This is a genomic window from Nocardioides acrostichi (assembly GCF_015319165.1).
GTDB lineage: Bacteria > Actinomycetota > Actinomycetes > Propionibacteriales > Nocardioidaceae > Nocardioides > Nocardioides acrostichi.
In genome coordinates, this window is record NZ_JADIVZ010000010.1 from 15070 (window position 1) to 31057 (window position 15988).

At 70.7% G+C, this 15988-nt stretch carries 17 protein-coding genes; 10 read left to right on the forward strand and 7 right to left on the reverse strand.

Features of this window, described 5'->3' with window-relative positions:
• Positions 1–6 precede the first annotated feature (6 nt).
• Positions 7–2388 (reverse strand): penicillin-binding protein, encoded by a 2382-nt coding sequence (locus ISG29_RS16100; protein WP_194504477.1) that lies wholly within the window; start codon positions 2386–2388, stop codon positions 7–9.
• A gap of 248 nt (positions 2389–2636) precedes the next feature.
• Here ISG29_RS16100 and ISG29_RS16105 point away from each other — a divergent pair, with 248 nt between their 5' ends.
• Positions 2637–2951, forward strand: a complete 315-nt coding sequence (locus ISG29_RS16105; RefSeq protein WP_194504478.1) for a WhiB family transcriptional regulator — start codon at positions 2637–2639, stop codon at positions 2949–2951.
• A gap of 8 nt (positions 2952–2959) precedes the next feature.
• Here the strand turns inward: ISG29_RS16105 and ISG29_RS20520 are convergent, their stop codons facing one another.
• Positions 2960–4084, reverse strand: coding sequence for an ArsA family ATPase (locus ISG29_RS20520; RefSeq protein WP_207793234.1), 1125 nt, complete (start codon positions 4082–4084; stop codon positions 2960–2962).
• Positions 4081–5079, reverse strand: a complete 999-nt coding sequence (locus ISG29_RS20525; protein ID WP_328829505.1) for an ArsA-related P-loop ATPase — start codon at positions 5077–5079, stop codon at positions 4081–4083. The genes ISG29_RS20520 and ISG29_RS20525 overlap by 4 nt, the downstream gene beginning before the upstream one ends.
• Before the next feature lie 250 nt (positions 5080–5329).
• Between ISG29_RS20525 and ISG29_RS16115 the strand changes: the two genes are divergently transcribed.
• The 5 genes from ISG29_RS16115 to ISG29_RS16135 are packed head-to-tail and all read left to right on the forward strand — an operon-like array spanning position 5330 to position 9318.
• On the forward strand, positions 5330–6901 hold the full coding sequence (locus tag ISG29_RS16115) for a BCCT family transporter (RefSeq protein ID WP_207793235.1): 1572 nt from the start codon (positions 5330–5332) through the stop codon (positions 6899–6901).
• A gap of 56 nt (positions 6902–6957) precedes the next feature.
• Entirely contained in the window at positions 6958–7110 is a 153-nt protein-coding gene (locus ISG29_RS16120) for a hypothetical protein (RefSeq protein WP_194504480.1), read from the forward strand.
• The gene (locus ISG29_RS16125; protein WP_194504481.1) at positions 7107–7568 is read left to right on the forward strand and encodes a RidA family protein; all 462 of its coding nucleotides are present in this window, start codon (positions 7107–7109) and stop codon (positions 7566–7568) included. Before ISG29_RS16120 ends, ISG29_RS16125 begins: the two co-directional genes overlap by 4 nt.
• A complete protein-coding gene (locus ISG29_RS16130) occupies positions 7568–8500 on the forward strand; it encodes an NUDIX hydrolase (RefSeq protein ID WP_194504482.1) in 933 nt (310 codons plus the stop codon). Before ISG29_RS16125 ends, ISG29_RS16130 begins: the two co-directional genes overlap by 1 nt.
• Positions 8497–9318, forward strand: coding sequence for an MBL fold metallo-hydrolase (locus ISG29_RS16135; protein ID WP_328829508.1), 822 nt, complete (start codon positions 8497–8499; stop codon positions 9316–9318). The genes ISG29_RS16130 and ISG29_RS16135 overlap by 4 nt, the downstream gene beginning before the upstream one ends.
• Before the next feature lie 129 nt (positions 9319–9447).
• On the opposite strand, the gene ISG29_RS16140 is transcribed toward ISG29_RS16135, so the two are convergent.
• From ISG29_RS16140 to ISG29_RS16150, 3 genes are all read right to left on the reverse strand, one after another.
• Positions 9448–10830, reverse strand: a complete 1383-nt coding sequence (locus ISG29_RS16140; protein ID WP_194504483.1) for a WD40 repeat domain-containing protein — start codon at positions 10828–10830, stop codon at positions 9448–9450.
• Complete coding sequence (locus ISG29_RS16145; protein WP_328829511.1) at positions 10827–11345, reverse strand: SigE family RNA polymerase sigma factor; 519 nt, start codon at positions 11343–11345, stop codon at positions 10827–10829. Before ISG29_RS16145 ends, ISG29_RS16140 begins: the two co-directional genes overlap by 4 nt.
• Positions 11346–11445: 100 nt before the next feature.
• Positions 11446–12123 carry a Crp/Fnr family transcriptional regulator gene (locus ISG29_RS16150; protein ID WP_194504484.1) on the reverse strand — a complete coding sequence of 226 codons (678 nt, stop codon included), beginning with the start codon at positions 12121–12123 and terminating at the stop codon, positions 11446–11448.
• A 193-nt stretch (positions 12124–12316) separates the two neighbouring features.
• On the opposite strand from ISG29_RS16150, the gene nth reads away from it, so the two are divergent.
• Genes nth through ISG29_RS16170 form a run of 4 tightly spaced genes read left to right on the forward strand, consistent with a single transcriptional unit; the run spans position 12317 to position 15539 of the window.
• Positions 12317–13024: an endonuclease III gene (gene nth / locus ISG29_RS16155; RefSeq protein WP_328829513.1), complete on the forward strand. Its 708-nt coding sequence runs from the start codon at positions 12317–12319 to the stop codon at positions 13022–13024.
• On the forward strand, positions 13021–13632 hold the full coding sequence (locus ISG29_RS21045; RefSeq protein WP_194504486.1) for a TlpA family protein disulfide reductase: 612 nt from the start codon (positions 13021–13023) through the stop codon (positions 13630–13632). The genes nth and ISG29_RS21045 overlap by 4 nt, the downstream gene beginning before the upstream one ends.
• Complete coding sequence (locus ISG29_RS16165) at positions 13629–14354, forward strand: NUDIX hydrolase (protein WP_194504487.1); 726 nt, start codon at positions 13629–13631, stop codon at positions 14352–14354. Before ISG29_RS21045 ends, ISG29_RS16165 begins: the two co-directional genes overlap by 4 nt.
• Positions 14355–14366: 12 nt before the next feature.
• Positions 14367–15539, forward strand: coding sequence for a MarP family serine protease (locus tag ISG29_RS16170; protein ID WP_194504488.1), 1173 nt, complete (start codon positions 14367–14369; stop codon positions 15537–15539).
• 22 nt (positions 15540–15561) lie between these two features.
• Here ISG29_RS16170 and ISG29_RS16175 read toward each other — a convergent pair whose 3' ends face one another.
• Positions 15562–15966 carry a phage holin family protein gene (locus tag ISG29_RS16175; protein WP_194504489.1) on the reverse strand — a complete coding sequence of 135 codons (405 nt, stop codon included), beginning with the start codon at positions 15964–15966 and terminating at the stop codon, positions 15562–15564.
• Positions 15967–15988 lie beyond the last annotated feature (22 nt).

The window sequence follows — 15988 nt, forward strand, 5'->3', positions numbered from 1 at the left end:
AGCCGGTCAGCCGCGGCCACGCCCCTTGTTCTTGCCCTTGCCCGGCTTGTTCTTGTCGCCGCCGCCGCTCTTCTTCGGCTTGTCGGGCTTGGACGGCGCCGGCGGAGTGCCGTTGGACTGCAGGATCGTGATCGTCGAGCCCGACGGCGCCGTGCTGCCCACACTCGGACTGGTCGCGGCGACCGTGCCCTCGGGATAGGTCGAGTTGATGTAGCTGCCATAGGCGACCGTGAACCCGGCCGCCTCCAGCTGCTTGCGGGCACCGTCGAGGCTGCGCCCGTAGACGTCCGGAACGGTCGTCGGCACGCCCGCCACGTCGCTGGCGTTGGGGGCTACGAACGAGTCGTTGGGGAGCTGGCCCATGATGGCCTTCATCGCGTCACCCCAGATGGGCGCGGCGTAGCCGGATCCCGACGCCGAGTAGATGGTCCGTCCGCCCACGGTCTGGTACGTGAGCGAGATCGGCGTGCCGTACTGGTTGGCGCCGGCGATCATGGCCGCGGCGGCCATGTCGGGGGTGTAGCCGACGAACCACACGGACTTGCCGTCCTGGGTCGTGCCCGTCTTGCCGGCCGCGGGGCTGTCCAGCTGCTGGGCCGAGGCGAACCCGCCCGGGGCGATGACGCCGGTGAGGATGTCGTTGACCGCGTCGGCGGTGGAGTTCTGCATGACCTGACGACACTTCGCCGGGTAGGTCTTCAGCTCGTTGCCGTTGGCATCGGAGATCGAGGTGACCGGCCGCGGGGAGCAGTAGAGGCCACGCGCGGCGAACGTGGCGTAGGCGTCGGCCATCTCCAGTGGGCTCACGCTGGCCACCCCGAGCGTGAAGGAGGGCACCATCCACTTGTTCGTGTCCTGGAGGCCGGTGATACCCATCCGCTTCGCGAGCTTGTAGGGCTTGCACAGTCCGATCTGCTGCTCGAGCTGCACGAAGAACGTGTTCACCGAGTACTGCGTGCCCTGGTAGAGGTTCGGGTTGCTCGTGCCGGGATCGGTCGAGTTGTTGACCGGGTAGTCGGCGGTGGACTGGTAGTTCTTGCCGCCGCACACCTTGAAGGAGTTCTGCGGGACGTCGATGTGGGGCGGGGAGTAGATGGTCTTGGAGAGCGGCACGCCCTTCTCGATCGCGGCCGCGAGCACGAAGGCCTTGAAGGTCGAGCCCGGCTGGAAACCGCCGGAGTTCCCGTACCGCTTGGGCACGGTGTAGTTGATGTAGGACTGGCCCTTGGCCTTGTCGGTTCCCATCGGGCGGGACTGGGCGATCGCGAAGACCTCGCCGGTGCCGGGCTGCACCATCGCCAGGCCGCCGATGGCCTGGTCGGTCGGGTAGACGTGGCTGCTGACGGCGGTGTCGGCCGCCTTCTGGTAGTTCGGGGCCAGCGTGGTTTTGATCGTCAGCCCGCCCGTCTCGATGAGGTTCTCCCGCGCCTTGCGGTTGTCGCCCAGCGCCGGGTCGGTCTTGAGGTAGTTGATGACGTATTGGCAGAAGAACGGAGCCGTCGACTGCGTGCAGCCGTTCGTCGTGCGCTGCGGGTCGAGCCCGAGGTCGCGCTTGGAGAGCTTGTTGGCCCGGCGTTGCTTGATGATGCCGACCGACACCATCCGCTGGAGGACGACGTTGCGCCGGTTGGTGGCCGCCTGGGGGTCGTCGATGGGGTCGTAGCCGCTGGGGTTGCGCACCAGACCCGCGAGCGTGGCCGACTGGAGTAGGGAGAGGTCGCTGGCGTTCACGTTGAAGAAGTGCTTCGCCGCGGACTGGATGCCGTAGGCGCCGTCGCCGAAGTAGACCGTGTTGAGGTAGCGCTGGAGGATCCAGTCCTTGGAGTGGTTCTGCTCGAGCGCCACGGCGTAGCGCAGCTCTTGGAGCTTGCGCGCGTAGGTGTCGGCCGTGGCGGCCGCCTGCTCCTTCTTGTTGTCGCCCGCCTGGTAGAGCAGCGTCTGCTTGACCAGCTGCTGGGTGATCGACGAGCCGCCCTGCACCGTGCCCGACTCGGCCTGGTTGGTGATGAACGCACGCAGCGTGCCCTGCAGGTCGAGGGCACCGTGCTGGTAGAAGCGGGCATCCTCGGTGGCCAGCATGGCCTTGACCATCTTGCGGCTGACCTGGGACAACGGCACCTCGACCCGGTTCTGGTCGTACACCGTGGCCAGCACGTCGCCGTTGCGGTCGAGGATCGTGGTGCGCTGGTCGAGCGTCCCGGTCTCGAGCTGCGCCGGCAGCTGGTCCATCGTGTCGGCCAGGTTGCGGGTGCCGATGCCGGCCACGCCTGCGAACGGGATGGCGAGACCCGCCACGACCACGCCGAGGACGACCGAGACCAGCGCCATGACTCCCAGGTGGGAGACGACGCGACCGGCCGTGCGGGCCGTGGAACGGGGCTCAGACATGCCTCGAGGGTACGCGAGCAGCCCCAAGGGCCCGTGATCGTCGAGATTTCACCCGCACGGGTGAACCACCATCGCGGATAGTCCAGAAGAACTAGTCATATCTGGCTACCCCGATTGAGCCGGTCGGGTCTGTAGGAGACCAGTAACCGTTCCTTACCTTCTTAACAGGGACAGCGGCCCCAACTCGCCCCCGCGAGCGGCCGCCAGCTACACCATCCGATGCAGTACCGAGTGTGGGGAAATACGACATGTGGGTCGAAGATTGGGCGCCTCGCGCCGCGTGCAAGTCCGCGCAACCTGACCAGCTCTTCGTCAAGGGTGCCGAGCAGAACAAGGCCAAGCAGGTCTGCCAGGGGTGCCCCGTGCGCACCGAGTGCCTGGCCGAGGCCCTCGACAACCAGATCGAGTGGGGCGTGTGGGGCGGCATGACCGAGCGGGAGCGCCGCGCGCTGCTGCGTCGCCGCCCGACCGCCTCGTGGCGCTCGGTGCTCGAGACCGCGATGAGCCAGACCGCCGCCCAGGGCTCCGCTCCGGCCAAGACCGCGGCCCCGGTCAACGTCTGAGCCTCGCGCTAGGTTCCGAGGAGAGCGCCGATCCGGCGGAGTCCGCCGAGGTCGTGCACGTCTCCGGCGAGAGCCGGCACGACGGCCGTGGCCACCTGCGGGTGCGCGGCGGTGAACCTCGAGACGAGCAGCCGCTCTCGCTCGACCGCGCGCAGCGTGTGGGCGTGCAGCCGCAGCAGTGCGGCGCCCAGAGCGTGCTCCGGTCGGTCCGCGAGCTGCTCGGCGGCGGCCGCCGACTGGTCGACTGAGAGACCGCCCTCGGGCGCCACGCTCGCCCGGTTCACCACGAGCCCCGCCAGCGGCATCGCGTCCTCCTCCAGGCGCTCCACGAAGTAGGCCGCCTCACGCAGGGCGTCGGGCTCCGGGGCGGCGATCACCACGAACGCGGTGCCGGTGTCTTGGAGCAGGGCGTACGTCTTCGCCGCGCGGTCACGGAACCCACCACCGAAGACGGTCTCCAGAGCCGCGACGAACGTCTGGAGATCGGTGAGCACCTGCGCGCCGAGGATCTTGGTCAGAGCCCCGGTCACCAGGCCGAGCCCGGCCGTCACCAGGCGCGCAGGCCCGCGCGCCGGCGCGAGCATCAGTCGCGTGAACCGCCCGTCGAGGAAGCTCGAGAGACGTTCGGGCGCGTCGAGGAAGTCCAGCGCCGAGCGCGACGGCGGGGTGTCGACGACGATCAGGTCGTAGCTGTGGTCCCTCTGGGCCGCCGCGTGGATCAGCCCCAGCTTCTCCATCGCCATGTACTCCTGGGTGCCCGCGAACGACGTCGACAGCGCGACGTAGAACGGGTTCTCCAGGATCTGCTGCGCCTTCTCGGGGCTGGCCTGGCTGAGCACGACCTCGTCGAAGGTCGACTTCATGTCGAGCATCATCGCGTCGAGCGAGCCGTCGCCGCTCGTGCCCGGCACCGGACGGGGGGTGTTGTCGAGCTCCTCGATGCCCATCGACTGTGCCAGCCGCCGCGCCGGGTCGATCGTGAGGACGACGACCTTGCGACCCCGCTCGGCGGCCCGCAGCGCAAGGGCGGCCGAGGTCGTCGTCTTGCCCACGCCACCGGAGCCGCAGCACACGATGATGCCGGTACCGGGATCGTCGATCAGGGCGTCGACGTCGAGTGCGCCCGCGCTCATGCCAGCCCCTGCTCCCGCATGAGGGCTCCCAGCTCGCCGAGCCCGCCGCGGTCGACGCCGCCGGGAAGCCTCGGCAGCTCGTAGACCGGCACGCCGAGTCCGTCGACGACCTCGCGCTGCGCCACCTCGAGCCGGTGCCGCTCGGCGTGCTCGGCGGCCTCGGTGAGCAGCGCTCCAGGCAGCGGCGCGGGTACGGGGTCGAGGGCGGCAGCGAGGTCGGCTCTCACCCGCTCGGCGTCCAGGCCGCCCCGCCCGGCGCGCTCGAGGTCGGCATCCGGGAGCTCGGCGGGGCGGCGCATGTTCACCACCACGCCGCCGACGGGCAGCCCGACCCTGCTCAATTCGGCGATGCCGTCGGCGGTCTCCTGCACGGGCATCTCCTCGAGCACGGTCACCAGGTGCACGGCGGTGCGGGGCGAGCGGAACAGCGTCATCATCGTGTCGGCCTGACTCCTGATCGGCCCGACCTTGGCGAGGCCGGCGAGCTCGTCGGAGACGTTGAGGAACTGGGTGATGCGCCCGGTCGGCGGCGCGTCGAGCACGACCGCGTCGTACTGCGTGGCCCCCTTGTTGCGGCTGTTGCGCTCGACGGCCTCGTAGACCTTGCCGGTGAGCAGCACGTCGCGCACGCCCGGCGCGATGGTGGTGGCGAAGTCGATGACGCCGAAGCGGTCGAGCGCCCTGCCGGCGCGTCCGAGCCGGTAGTACATCGCGAGGTACTCCAGCAGCGCGGCCTCCGGGTCGATGTGCAGCGCGTGCACGGACCCTGCTCCGCGGGAGTCGCGCAGGCCGGCGGAGATGCGGCGCTCCTCGTAGGGCAGGGGGTCGACGTCGAACATGCGGGCGATGCCCTGACGCCCCTCGACCTCGCAGAGCAGCACGTTCTTGCCGTGGGAGGCGAGGGCCAGGGCCAGGGACGCCGCCACCGTGGACTTGCCGGTGCCGCCCTTGCCGGTGACCACGTGCAGGCGCACGCGCGGCCAGTCGCTGCTCACGCCCCGACCCTAGGGCATCGGCCCCCAGCCCGCCCGGCGTCCGGCCGCAGGCGTCCGTTAGGTGCATCACGGGCTCGTGGAGGGGGGTGGGTCGGCTGGCCGAGGGCGTCGATAGCGTCGTGGCTTTGTGCCGCGAGCACCCCCGAACGTCTCTCGATCACCACGGACAGCCAGGAGGTACCCGATGACGACCACCCCGCCCACGTCTCGACCCGTAGAGGCCGAGCGCCCACCCGGCTCTCGTCTCCACATGGCCGCATCGCGCGTCTTCCTCCCGGCCGCGGCGCTCTTGGTGGTGTTCTCCGCGATCGCCGTGCTCTTCCCGAAGCCGCTCGGCAGGGTGCTCGACGCGGCCAACTCCGGCGTCATCGAAGATCTCGGCTGGTTCTACGTGCTGGTCGTCACCGGGTTCGTGTTCTTCTCCGTCTGGCTGGCGGTCTCGCCGATGGGCGGCATCGTGTTGGGCCGCGACGACGAGGAGCCCGAGTTCGGCCTGTTCTCCTGGTTCGCGATGCTCTTCGCGGCCGGCATGGGCATCGGCCTCGTCTACTGGGGCGTGGCCGAGCCGCTCACGCACTACAACGCGCCGCCGCCGGGCAGCACCGACAACGGCCAGTCCGCCGGCCGCAACGCCATGGACGTCACCTTCCTGCACTGGGGCCTGCACGCCTGGGCCATCTACGTCGTCGTCGGTCTGGCCATCGCCTACGCGGTGCACCGCAAGGGCCGGCCCATCTCGATCCGCTACGCCCTCGAGCCGCTCCTCGGCGATAAGGTCAAGGGCTGGTTCGGTGACGTCGTCGATGTCATCGCCATCGTCGGCACCCTCTTCGGCGTCGCCACCTCGCTCGGCTTCGGCGTCACCCAGGTCGGCAACGGCCTCTCGTTCCTCGGGGTCGTGGACCACGCCGGCACGCCGCTGCTGGTCGGGCTCATCGTCGTCATCACCGCCTGCGCGCTGGCCTCGGTGCTCACCGGTGTCGACAAGGGCATCAAGATCCTCTCCAACATCAACATGGGCGTCGCCGCGGTGTTCCTGCTGGCCGTGCTGGTGCTCGGCCCGACGGTGTTCCTGCTCAGCGACTTCGTGACCCAGATCGGCAGCTACCTGCAGAACTTCTTCACGCTCGCGTTCGACGTCCGGCCCTTCCAGGGCACCGCGGGCCAGGAGTGGCTCTCGGGCTGGACCACCTACTACTGGGGCTGGTGGATGAGCTGGGCGCCGTTCGTCGGCGTGTTCATCGCCCGCATCTCCCGCGGTCGCACCGTGCGGGAGTTCGTGCTCGGCGTGCTGCTCGTGCCGACGCTGGTGACCATGCTGTGGTTCTCGGTGATGGGTGGCTCGGCCATCTGGACCGAGATGTTCGGCGGGGGCGGCATCGTCTCCGACGGCACGGTCAACACCGACACCGCCTTGTTCCGGTTCCTCGACACCCTGCCCGCGGGCACGCTGCTCAGCGTCGTCGCGATGGTGCTGGTGGTCATCTTCTTCGTGACCAGCTCCGACTCCGGCTCGTTCGTGGTCGACATGCTCGCCGAGGGCGGCGACCTCGACCCGCCGCTGTGGAGCCGCGCCTTCTGGGCGTCGATGGAGGGCATCGTCGCCGCTGTGCTGCTCGCCGCCGGAGGGCTCGCCGCGCTGCGCACCATGTCGATCCTGGTCGCTGCTCCCTTCAGCGTCGTGATGGTGCTGATGGCGGTCGCCACCGCCAAGGCGCTGCTGGCCGAGAACCGTGTGATCCAGCGGCGCAAGCGGCGGTGGCTGGCCGAGCAGGTCGCCGAGGAGCTGCGCGGGAGCGGCGAGCTGCCCACGGTGAAGTAGCGGCGGCGTCCTGGTCAGGGTCTGGCGCCGGCCCTGCGCATGAGTAGGGTCGGCCCATGACCACCTGGGAGTACCAAGTCGCACCGATCCCGCTGCACAACGAGGCGCTGATGCTGAACAACTTCGGCGCCGACGGCTGGGAGCTGGTGACCATCCACAGCAACGACCAGGGCGGCCTCGTCGCCTTCTTGAAGCGGCCCCAGCAGTGACCTCGCCGGAGGACCGGCTGGCCGCGATGGGCCTGGCCGTGCCGGAGGTCGCGAAACCCGTCGCGGTCTACGTGCCGGCTGTGCGCAGCGGTGCGCACGTCTTCACCTCCGGCCAGCTGCCGATGCGCGCGGGCGAGCTGATCCAGACCGGCAAGGTCGGCGGTGAGGTGAGCGCCGAGGAGGCCTACGCCTGCGCTCAGCAGTGCGCGCTCAACGCCATCGCCGCGGTCAAGGCCGAGGTCGGCGACCTGGCCCGCGTCACCCGCGTGGTCAAGGTCGTGTGCTTCGTGGCGTCCACGCCCGACTTCACCGGGCAGCCCGGCGTCGCCAACGGTGCCAGCGAACTGCTCGGCGAGGTGTTCGGCGACGCCGGCGTGCACGCCCGTTCGGCCGTCGGTGTGCCCGTGCTGCCCCTCGACGCCCCCGTCGAGGTGGAGATCGTCGTCGAGGTCGCCTGATGGCCTCGCCGCAGCAACCGGCCGGGCACCCCCGCATCCCGCTGCCGCCCGTGCCGCTGCCCGACGAGGTCGTGGCACTGGCCGCGGAGTTCGACGACGGACGCCGTTCACCCGCCGTGCCGCGCAACGCCGCCACGGTGGTGCTGCTCCGCGACGGCGACACCGGACCGGAGGCCTACTACCTGCGCCGGCAGCGCTCCATGGACTTTGCCGGCGGTATGGCCGTGTTCCCCGGCGGCGGGGTCGACGCGCGCGACTTCGACGCCGACCTGGGCGAGGGCGCCTGGGCCGGGCCCGCGCCGTCGGAGTGGGCCGAGGTGCTGGGCGTCGAGGAGGATCTCGCGGTCGCGCTCGTGTGCGCGGCAGTGCGCGAGACCTTCGAGGAGTCCGGTGTGCTGCTGGCCGGTCCGTCGGTCGACGCGGTCGTCGACGACACCACGAGCGACGACTGGGAGCACGACCGTGCGGCCCTGGAGTCGCGCGACCTCGCCTTCACCGACTTCCTGGCCAGGCGGAGCCTGGTGCTGCGCACCGACCTGCTCGGTGTCTGGGACGCCTGGCTCACGCCCGCCTTCGAGCCCAAGCGCTACGCCACCTGGTTCTTCGTGGCCCGGCTGCCCGAGGGGCAGCGGACCCGCGACGTGTCGACGGAGTCGTCGTCGGTCACGTGGCTGCCTGCGGGTGGCGCTGTCGACCAGGCCGAGGCCGGCGAGCTGGCGATGATGCCGCCGACGTACCTCACGTCGCTGGAGGTCTCGGGGTTCGGTGACGTCGACGCGCTGCTCGCCGAGGCACGCGGGCGTTCGGCCTCGATGCACTGCCCGAGTGTCGAGCCGCTCTCCGAGGGCCTGGGTGAGGGCTGGACCCTCTCGATGCCGGCGCGGCACCGTCCGCTGCTGACGGCGCGGCGCGAGGAGAGGGGCCGGGCGTGACGTCGTCCGGCACCGGCTGGAGTGGCGGCGCCTTCGGCGACCGCGCGCAGTGCGTGCTCGCACCGAACGCCGACACGATGACGCTCGACGGCACCAACACCTGGGTGCTGCGCGAGCCCGGAGCGCAACGCTGCGTCGTGATCGACCCCGGCCCGATGATCGAGTCGCATCTCGACGCGATCGCGCAGGCCGCCGGGGGTCGCGGCAACGTCGGCGCCGTGCTGCTCACCCACCACCACCACGACCACAGCGAGGCGGCGAAGGAGTTCGCGCAGCGCATGGGGTGCGGGGTCCGGGCCCTCGACCCGGAGTACCGGCTCGGGTCGGAGGGGCTCGGTGACGGCGATGTCGTCGAGGTCGACGGGCTGGAGGTGCACGTCGTCGGCACGCCCGGCCACACCGCGGACTCGCTGTCGTTCCTGCTGCCCGCCGAGCGTGCCGTGCTCACCGGCGACACCGTACTGGGGCGTGGCACCACCGTGGTCGCGCACCCGGACGGCGAGCTCGGCGCCTACCTCGGCTCGCTCGACCGGCTGCATGCGCTGGCCGAGGCGCAGGAGGCCACCGTCGTGTGGCCCGGACACGGCCCGGTGATCGACGACGCGCTCGGCGCGATCGACTTCTACATCTCCCACCGCCGCGAGCGGCTCGCCCAGGTCGAGACCGCCTGGCGGTCACTGCTCGAGCGTCACGATCCGCCGGCTACGGACGACCTGCCGATGGCCGTCGTCGAGATCGTGTACAGCGACGTCGACCCCGTGCTCTGGGGTGCTGCCGAGTGGTCGGTGCGCGCCCAACTCGCCTACCTCCAACGCTGACCCGGCGCCAGTTTTCAGGTGACCCGGCGCCAGTTTTCAGGTGACCTGCCACGTTTTTGCTGGTGCTGTGAAAACTCGTGGCAGTTGGAGTGAAAGTTGGCGACGGGTCACCTGAAAACTCGTGGCAGGTCAGCGAGGACGGCGGGTGACCACGGTGGCGGCTCCGGCTACAGCGAAGACGACGAGGATCGTCAGCGCGATGGTGAACGCCCAGCGGTCGGGGCTCCAGGGCCAGTGGGGGCCGGGCCGGTCGACGGTGTGCGGTGGCGTGCCCAGCAGGTCGGTGGCGATGCTCGGGGTGACGCCGGGGCCGAGCGTCACGAGGGTGCGAGGCTCGGTCGGCCGTCGCACCGTGACGGCCTCGATGTGGTGCCCTTCCCGCCACGCATCGGTCACGAGAGTGTCCCCCGACCAGGCCAGGGGCCGGGTCTGCGCCGAGTCCGGGCCATCGTCGGCCACCAGGCGCCACCTCCCTGAGGGCACGTCGATGACGAGCAGGCCCTCCCCGTCGGCACCCACCGCGACCTGCGTTCCGTCGGGAGACAGCAGGGCCGAGTCGACGGCGTGACCGGTCCGGCTCCACCGGATGGACCGGGGAACTCTCGCGGTGGGACCGGTGACGAATGCCTGCGATCCCCGACTGTTCCGAGCGGGCAGCAGCGTGAGGCGGCGCCCGCTCACAACGACCCCCGCTCCGTCGTCGTCGACGCTGACGGTGCTGTTCCTCGGGGCGCGCTTGTGCACCTGTTCGTCACGCCCGGGGCCGGCGATGCCGACGAGGGGTGTGTGCCCGCCGATCGACGACGCCGTCCAGCTGGTCGTGCGGAACCCCGACCAGGCGAGCCACGTACCGCCCGACGACCACGAGATGTCGGTGACAGCCACGCCCGCACCGCCGGTCAGTGGGATCGATCGCTGGACCTCGCCGGTGGGCAGGTCGACGATCCGGATACCGGTCGTGACCGTGGCCGAACGGCCCGGCCCGTCGAGGTCGGCGTACCCGTAAGCCAGGTGCGTGCCGTCGGGGGAGAGGGCCAGGAAGGTGTAGGGGGTGTAACCGATCCAGGTCGAGGCCGCCTCGGTGCTGGTGAGCTGGAAACCGGGCAGGTCCAGCAGGTGGTAGCCGCCGGCCGCCGCGTCGACGACGACCGGGAGACCCTCGGCGGTGACCCAGGCCGCGGCGCCCACCCCGGTGTGCAGGTCGTCGGTCACGATGTCGTGCACCCAGGCGCCGTCGCTGCGATCGGCCAGGCGCGCAGGCACTCCCTGTAAGCGGTCAGGCACCCCCAACGAACGGGACGGATCCGCGGGCTGCACCGTGCCGGTGTCGAGCCTGGCGACGAGCAGCGGGGCGAGCCCGAGCAGCACCACGAGGGCGAGGGCCCCCAGGGCACGCACGGTCACGGCGCGGCGGTGCCGACGGCGTCCGCGGGCCCAGGTGTCGGCGGGGATGTCGAGGGACGGAGCGTCGGCCGCCAGTCGCTCGAGGTGGTCCTTCAGCGTGTCGGTCATGGCCTCTCCTCCACCAGTTCCGCGAGATGGGGCGCCAGGACGCGGAGACGATCGAGCGCCTGGCGGGTCGTCGACTTCACGGTGCCGCGGCTGATGCCGAGCGCGTCGGCTGTCTGGCTCTCGGTGAGATCTTCGAAGAAGCGCAGCACCAGCACGGTGCGCTGTTTGACGGTGAGGCCGGCCAACGCGTCGGCGATGCTGAGCCGCAGGTCGGTGTCGCACACCGGTGATGCGGCGTCGAAGCCTCCGAGGTCGTGCTCGCGGACCTCGCCACGCTTGCGCCAGGCCGAGACCTGCAGGTGATACATGGTGCGGCGCACGTAGGCCTCGGGGGAGGTCTCGATGCGGCGCCAGTGCTCGGCGGCCCTGAGCAGCGCCGACTGCACGAGATCCTCGGCGGCGTGGGCGTCGCCGGTGAGCAGATACGCCGTCCTGCCCAGCGCGGTCGTGCGGGCGCGCACGAAGGACTCGAACGACGCCTCGCGCGCCGCCAGCCTCTCCTTACGCGTGCCCACCGCTCACCTCTCTCACCTGCTCAGACGCAGCAGAGGAGGGAAATGGGGTCAGCTGGTGAGGACTTTCCCAGGGTTTCGCAGCGGGCTGCTCGGGGAGGGGTCAGCGAGCGCGGCGGGAAAGCCGCTCGACGTCCATGAGGACGACCGAGCGAGGCTCCAGGCGCAGCCAACCGCGGGAGGCGAAGTCGGCGAGCGCCTTGTTGACCGTCTCGCGGGAAGCGCCGACCAGCTGGGCGAGCTCCTCCTGGGTGAGGTCGTGGTGCACGTGCACGCCGTCGTCCGCGGTGCGGCCGAAGCGGTCGGCGAGGTCGAGCAGTGCCTTGGCCACGCGGCCGGGGACGTCGGAGAACACCAGGTCGGCGACGACGTCGTTGGCCTTGCGCAGCCGTCCGGCGAGCTGGGAGAGCAGGCCGCGGGCGACCACCGGGCGGCCCTCGAGCCAGCGCAGCAGATCCTCGTGGGAGAGCGAGGCGAAGGTGGTCTCGGTGACGGCGGTGACGGTGGCCGAGCGTGGGCCCGGGTCGAAGAGCGAGAGCTCGCCGAACATCTGACCGGGGCCGAGGATCGCCAGCAGGTTCTCGCGCCCGTCGACGGAACTGCGGCCGAGCTTCACCTTGCCGTCGAGCACGATGTAGAGCTTGTCGCCGGAGTCACCCTCGCGGAACAGCACCTCGCCGCGGCGCAGCCGGGTCTCGCTCATGGAGGCGCGCAGCGCGGTGGCGGCCTCGTCGTCGAGTGCGCCGAACAGCGGCGCCTGACGCAGTACGTCGTTGTCCACGCTGACCTCCTTCTCTGGGGGCGTCCCCCAGGGGCGGGGCGCTCGCAGACATGATCCTAGCCAGTGTGATTGGTCACAGGGTAAACGGGTGCTCCGGCCGCGCGTCGAGCCCCGTCGCGAGAGGCGGCCGACGGCGCCGCGGACGAGGCCTGCGCCGCTCCCTTTGTCGGCACCGTCTCGTACCCTGATCGACGTGTCCGCACCCGCCACCTCCCGCACCTCCCTGGTGCGCCGGGCCCGCAAGACCGACCGGGTGCTGGCGCAGACCTACCCCGACGCGCGGTGCGAGCTCGACTTCGACGACCCCTTCCAGCTGCTCGTCGTCACGGTGCTCTCGGCGCAGACCACCGACAAGCGCGTCAATGCCGTGCGACCGACGCTCTTCGCCGCCTATCCGGACGCCGCCGCGATGGCCGCCGCCGATCGCGAGACGCTCGAGGGCATCGTCGGCCCGCTCGGGTTCTTCCGCGCGAAGACCGAGTCGCTGCTCAAGCTCTCCGCGGCGCTGATGGCCGACCACGGCGGCCAGGTGCCGGGGCGGCTCGAGGACCTCGTCAAGCTGCCGGGCGTGGGGCGCAAGACCGCCAACGTGGTGTTGGGCAACGCTTTCGGAGTCCCCGGCATCACCGTCGACACCCACTTCGGCCGGCTCGCGCGCCGCCTGGGCTGGACCGAGCAGACCGACCCGGTGAAGGTCGAGCACGAGGTCGGCGCGCTATTCGAGAAGCGCGACTGGACCATGCTCTCCCACCACCTCATCTGGCACGGACGCCGTCGCTGCCACGCCCAGAAGCCGGCCTGCGGGGCGTGCCCCGTCGCACGGTGGTGCCCGTCGTACGGCGAGGGTCCGACCGATCCCGAGGTGGCCGCGAAGCTGGTCAAGACCGAGGGCCGCGCGTGACGCGGCCCGGGCGCCTACTCGCCCTCCTCGCGGGTGCCGTCTTGATGGCCGGGTGCACGAGCACGCCCGAGTCGCCGATCGTCGGCGAGGCCAAGGTGAGCGTCGACAGCCCCGACCTGCGCCAGGCCAAGAAGCAGGCGGGTGTCGAGGACTGTCCGGCGGTCACGGCGGGTGCCGTCGACGGTGGTCTGCCCGACGTCACGCTGCCTTGCCTGGGTGGCGGGCGAGACGTCGATATGGCCGGTCTGCGCGGCCCGATGATGATCAACTTCTGGGCCGCCACCTGCGGGCCGTGCCGCGAGGAGATGCCCGCCCTGGAGGACTTCCACCAACGCTACGGCGACCAGGTGCCCATCATCGGCGTCGACTACCTCGACGTGCTGCCGGTCATGGCGATGGAGTTGGTCCGCAAGACCGGTGTCACCTATCCGCTCGTCGCCGACCCGGGCGGCGATCTGGGCGCCGACGGCACGCTGCGCCTGATGGGGCTGCCGCACTTCGTGCTCATCGATGCCGACGGCAAGGTCGTCTACGAGACCGACGGCGGCTTCGACTCCGTCGACCAACTGGTGCAGCTCGTCGACGAGCATCTCGGGGTGGAGCTGTGAGAGCCTCGCTGCCCGAATGGCTGCACCCGGTGCGCGAGGCCGCCGCCACCATCGACGGCACCGACCTCACTCGGTTCCTGCCGCCCGACGATGGCACGGCTCGCCCCGGGGCCGTGCTCATGCTCTTCGGCGAGGGAGAGCAGGGCGGCGAGATTCTGCTCACCGAGCGCGCCCACGACATGCGCAGCCACCCGGGCCAGGTCTCCTTCCCCGGCGGCTCGCTCGACCCCGGAGAGACGGTCGAGCAGGCGGCGCTGCGCGAGGCCCGGGAGGAGGTCGACCTCGACGCCGACGAGGTCACCTTGTTCGGCCGGCTGCCCGAGCTGTGGCTGCCGCCGTCGAACTTCGCGGTCACGCCGGTGTTGGGCTGGTGGGGCGTGCCCGGCGACGTGCGCATCGCGAGCCGGGCCGAGGTGCACGCGATCCACCGCGCGCCGATCGCCGAGCTGCTCGACCCCGAGCACCGCGTGATGGTGCGTCACCCGCGCGGCTACGAGAGCCCCGGGTTCCTCGTCGGCCCAGACAAGGACGTCATCGTGTGGGGCTTCACGGGAGGCATCATCAACCGGCTCTTCGACTACCTGGGCTGGACCCTCCCCTGGGACGACACCCGGGTGCGGGAGCTGCCGGAGTACATGCTGGCCGCCGACCACCGCTACGCCTCGCGACGCGAGGAGCTCGAGCGGGATCTCGATCTCACCCACACCGACAACGACCTCTAGGAGAATGGCCGCGTGAACCTGCTGGACTGGCTTCTGGTGCTGCTGGTGGTGGCCTATGCCCTCTCCGGCTACTGGCAGGGCTTCATCACCGGTGCCGCCGCCACCGCCGGGTTGCTGCTCGGCGGCTTCTTCGGCATCTGGCTGGCGCCGCTGCTGCTGGGAGACGCCTCGCCCAGCCTCGTGGTCTCCCTCGGTGCGCTGTTCATCGTCATCGTCGCCGCGTCGCTGGGGCAGGCGCTGTTCCAGTACGCCGGGGCCAAGCTGCGCTCGAAGATCACCTGGCAGCCGGTGCGCGCTGTCGACGCCATCGGCGGCGCCGCCCTGAGCGCGGCTGCCGTGCTGCTCGTCGCGTGGGCGCTGGGCGTCGCGGTCTCCGGCACCCGCATCGCAGGGCTCACCCCGCTGGTGCGCAGCTCTGCTGTGCTCGCCGAGGTCAACGGCGTGCTGCCGACCTCGGCCAACAAGCTGCTGACCACCTTCAACTCCGTCGTGGGCACCAGCTTCTTCCCCGACTATCTCGAGCCCTTCGCCACCGAGCGCATCGTCAACGTGCCGCCGGGCAACGCCAAGGTGCTCCAGCGGCCGGCCGTGCGCGCCGTCGAGTCCAGTGTGCTCAAGATCCGCGGCACCAACAGCTGCGGCAGTGGCGTCGAGGGCAGCGGCTTCGTCTTCGCCCCCGGGCGCGTCATGACCAACGCGCACGTCGTCGCCGGCGTCACCGCGCCCACGGTGCAGGAGGGCGAGGCCACGGTGCCCGCGCGCGTCGTCTATTACAACCCCGACGTCGACATCGCCGTGCTCGCGCTCGACACCGGCTCCTCGCCGGCCCTGGAGTTCGCCACGGCAGGGGAGGGCGACAACGTGGTGATCGCCGGTTACCCGCAAGACGGTCCCTACGACGTGCGAGCCGGGCGCATCCGCGCCCAGCAGCGGCTCCGCTCGCCGAACATCTACGGCAACGGCACCGTCATCCGCGAGGTCTTCTCGCTGCGGGGCCTGGTGCGCCCCGGCAATTCCGGCGGCCCGCTGGTAGACCCGAAGGGCGACGTCGTGGGCGTGGTGTTCGCGGCGTCCGTCACCGATGGCGACACCGGCTACGCGCTGACCTCCGACCAGGTGCAGCAGGCCGCGTCGCAGGGAGAGCAGAACGACCAGCAGGTCTCCACCGGCGGCTGCGCCAGCTGAGGCGGACGGGTCGGGAAAGCGGCTACTTCGAGCCCTTGAACGCCTTCGGGATCTCCTTGCCCTGGCGGATCGTCGCCTCGGGCGGGCCCACCTTGGCCATGAACTTCTTGTAGCCGATCAGGCCGAGCAGACCGGCGGTCAGCAGGTAGAGCAGGGTGACGATGCCGAACGCGCCGTCGGGGCCGATGTGCGGGATCCGGTCGATGAGGAAGCCCAGGGCCACCGTGAGCGCGATGATGGCCAACAGGGCCAAGAAGCCGGCGACCGCGAAGAAGACGACGCCGAGGACGCCGAACTTCGCGGTGATCTTGAGTTCGCTCTTGGCGAGCTCGATCTCCTTGCGCACCAGGAGGGAGATGTCCTCCTGTGCCTGGAGCACGAGACGCCCGATGGTCGGGTCGTCGTCCTTGACCGGTTCCAGCGCCACGAGGTGCTCCTGTCGTTCTTTG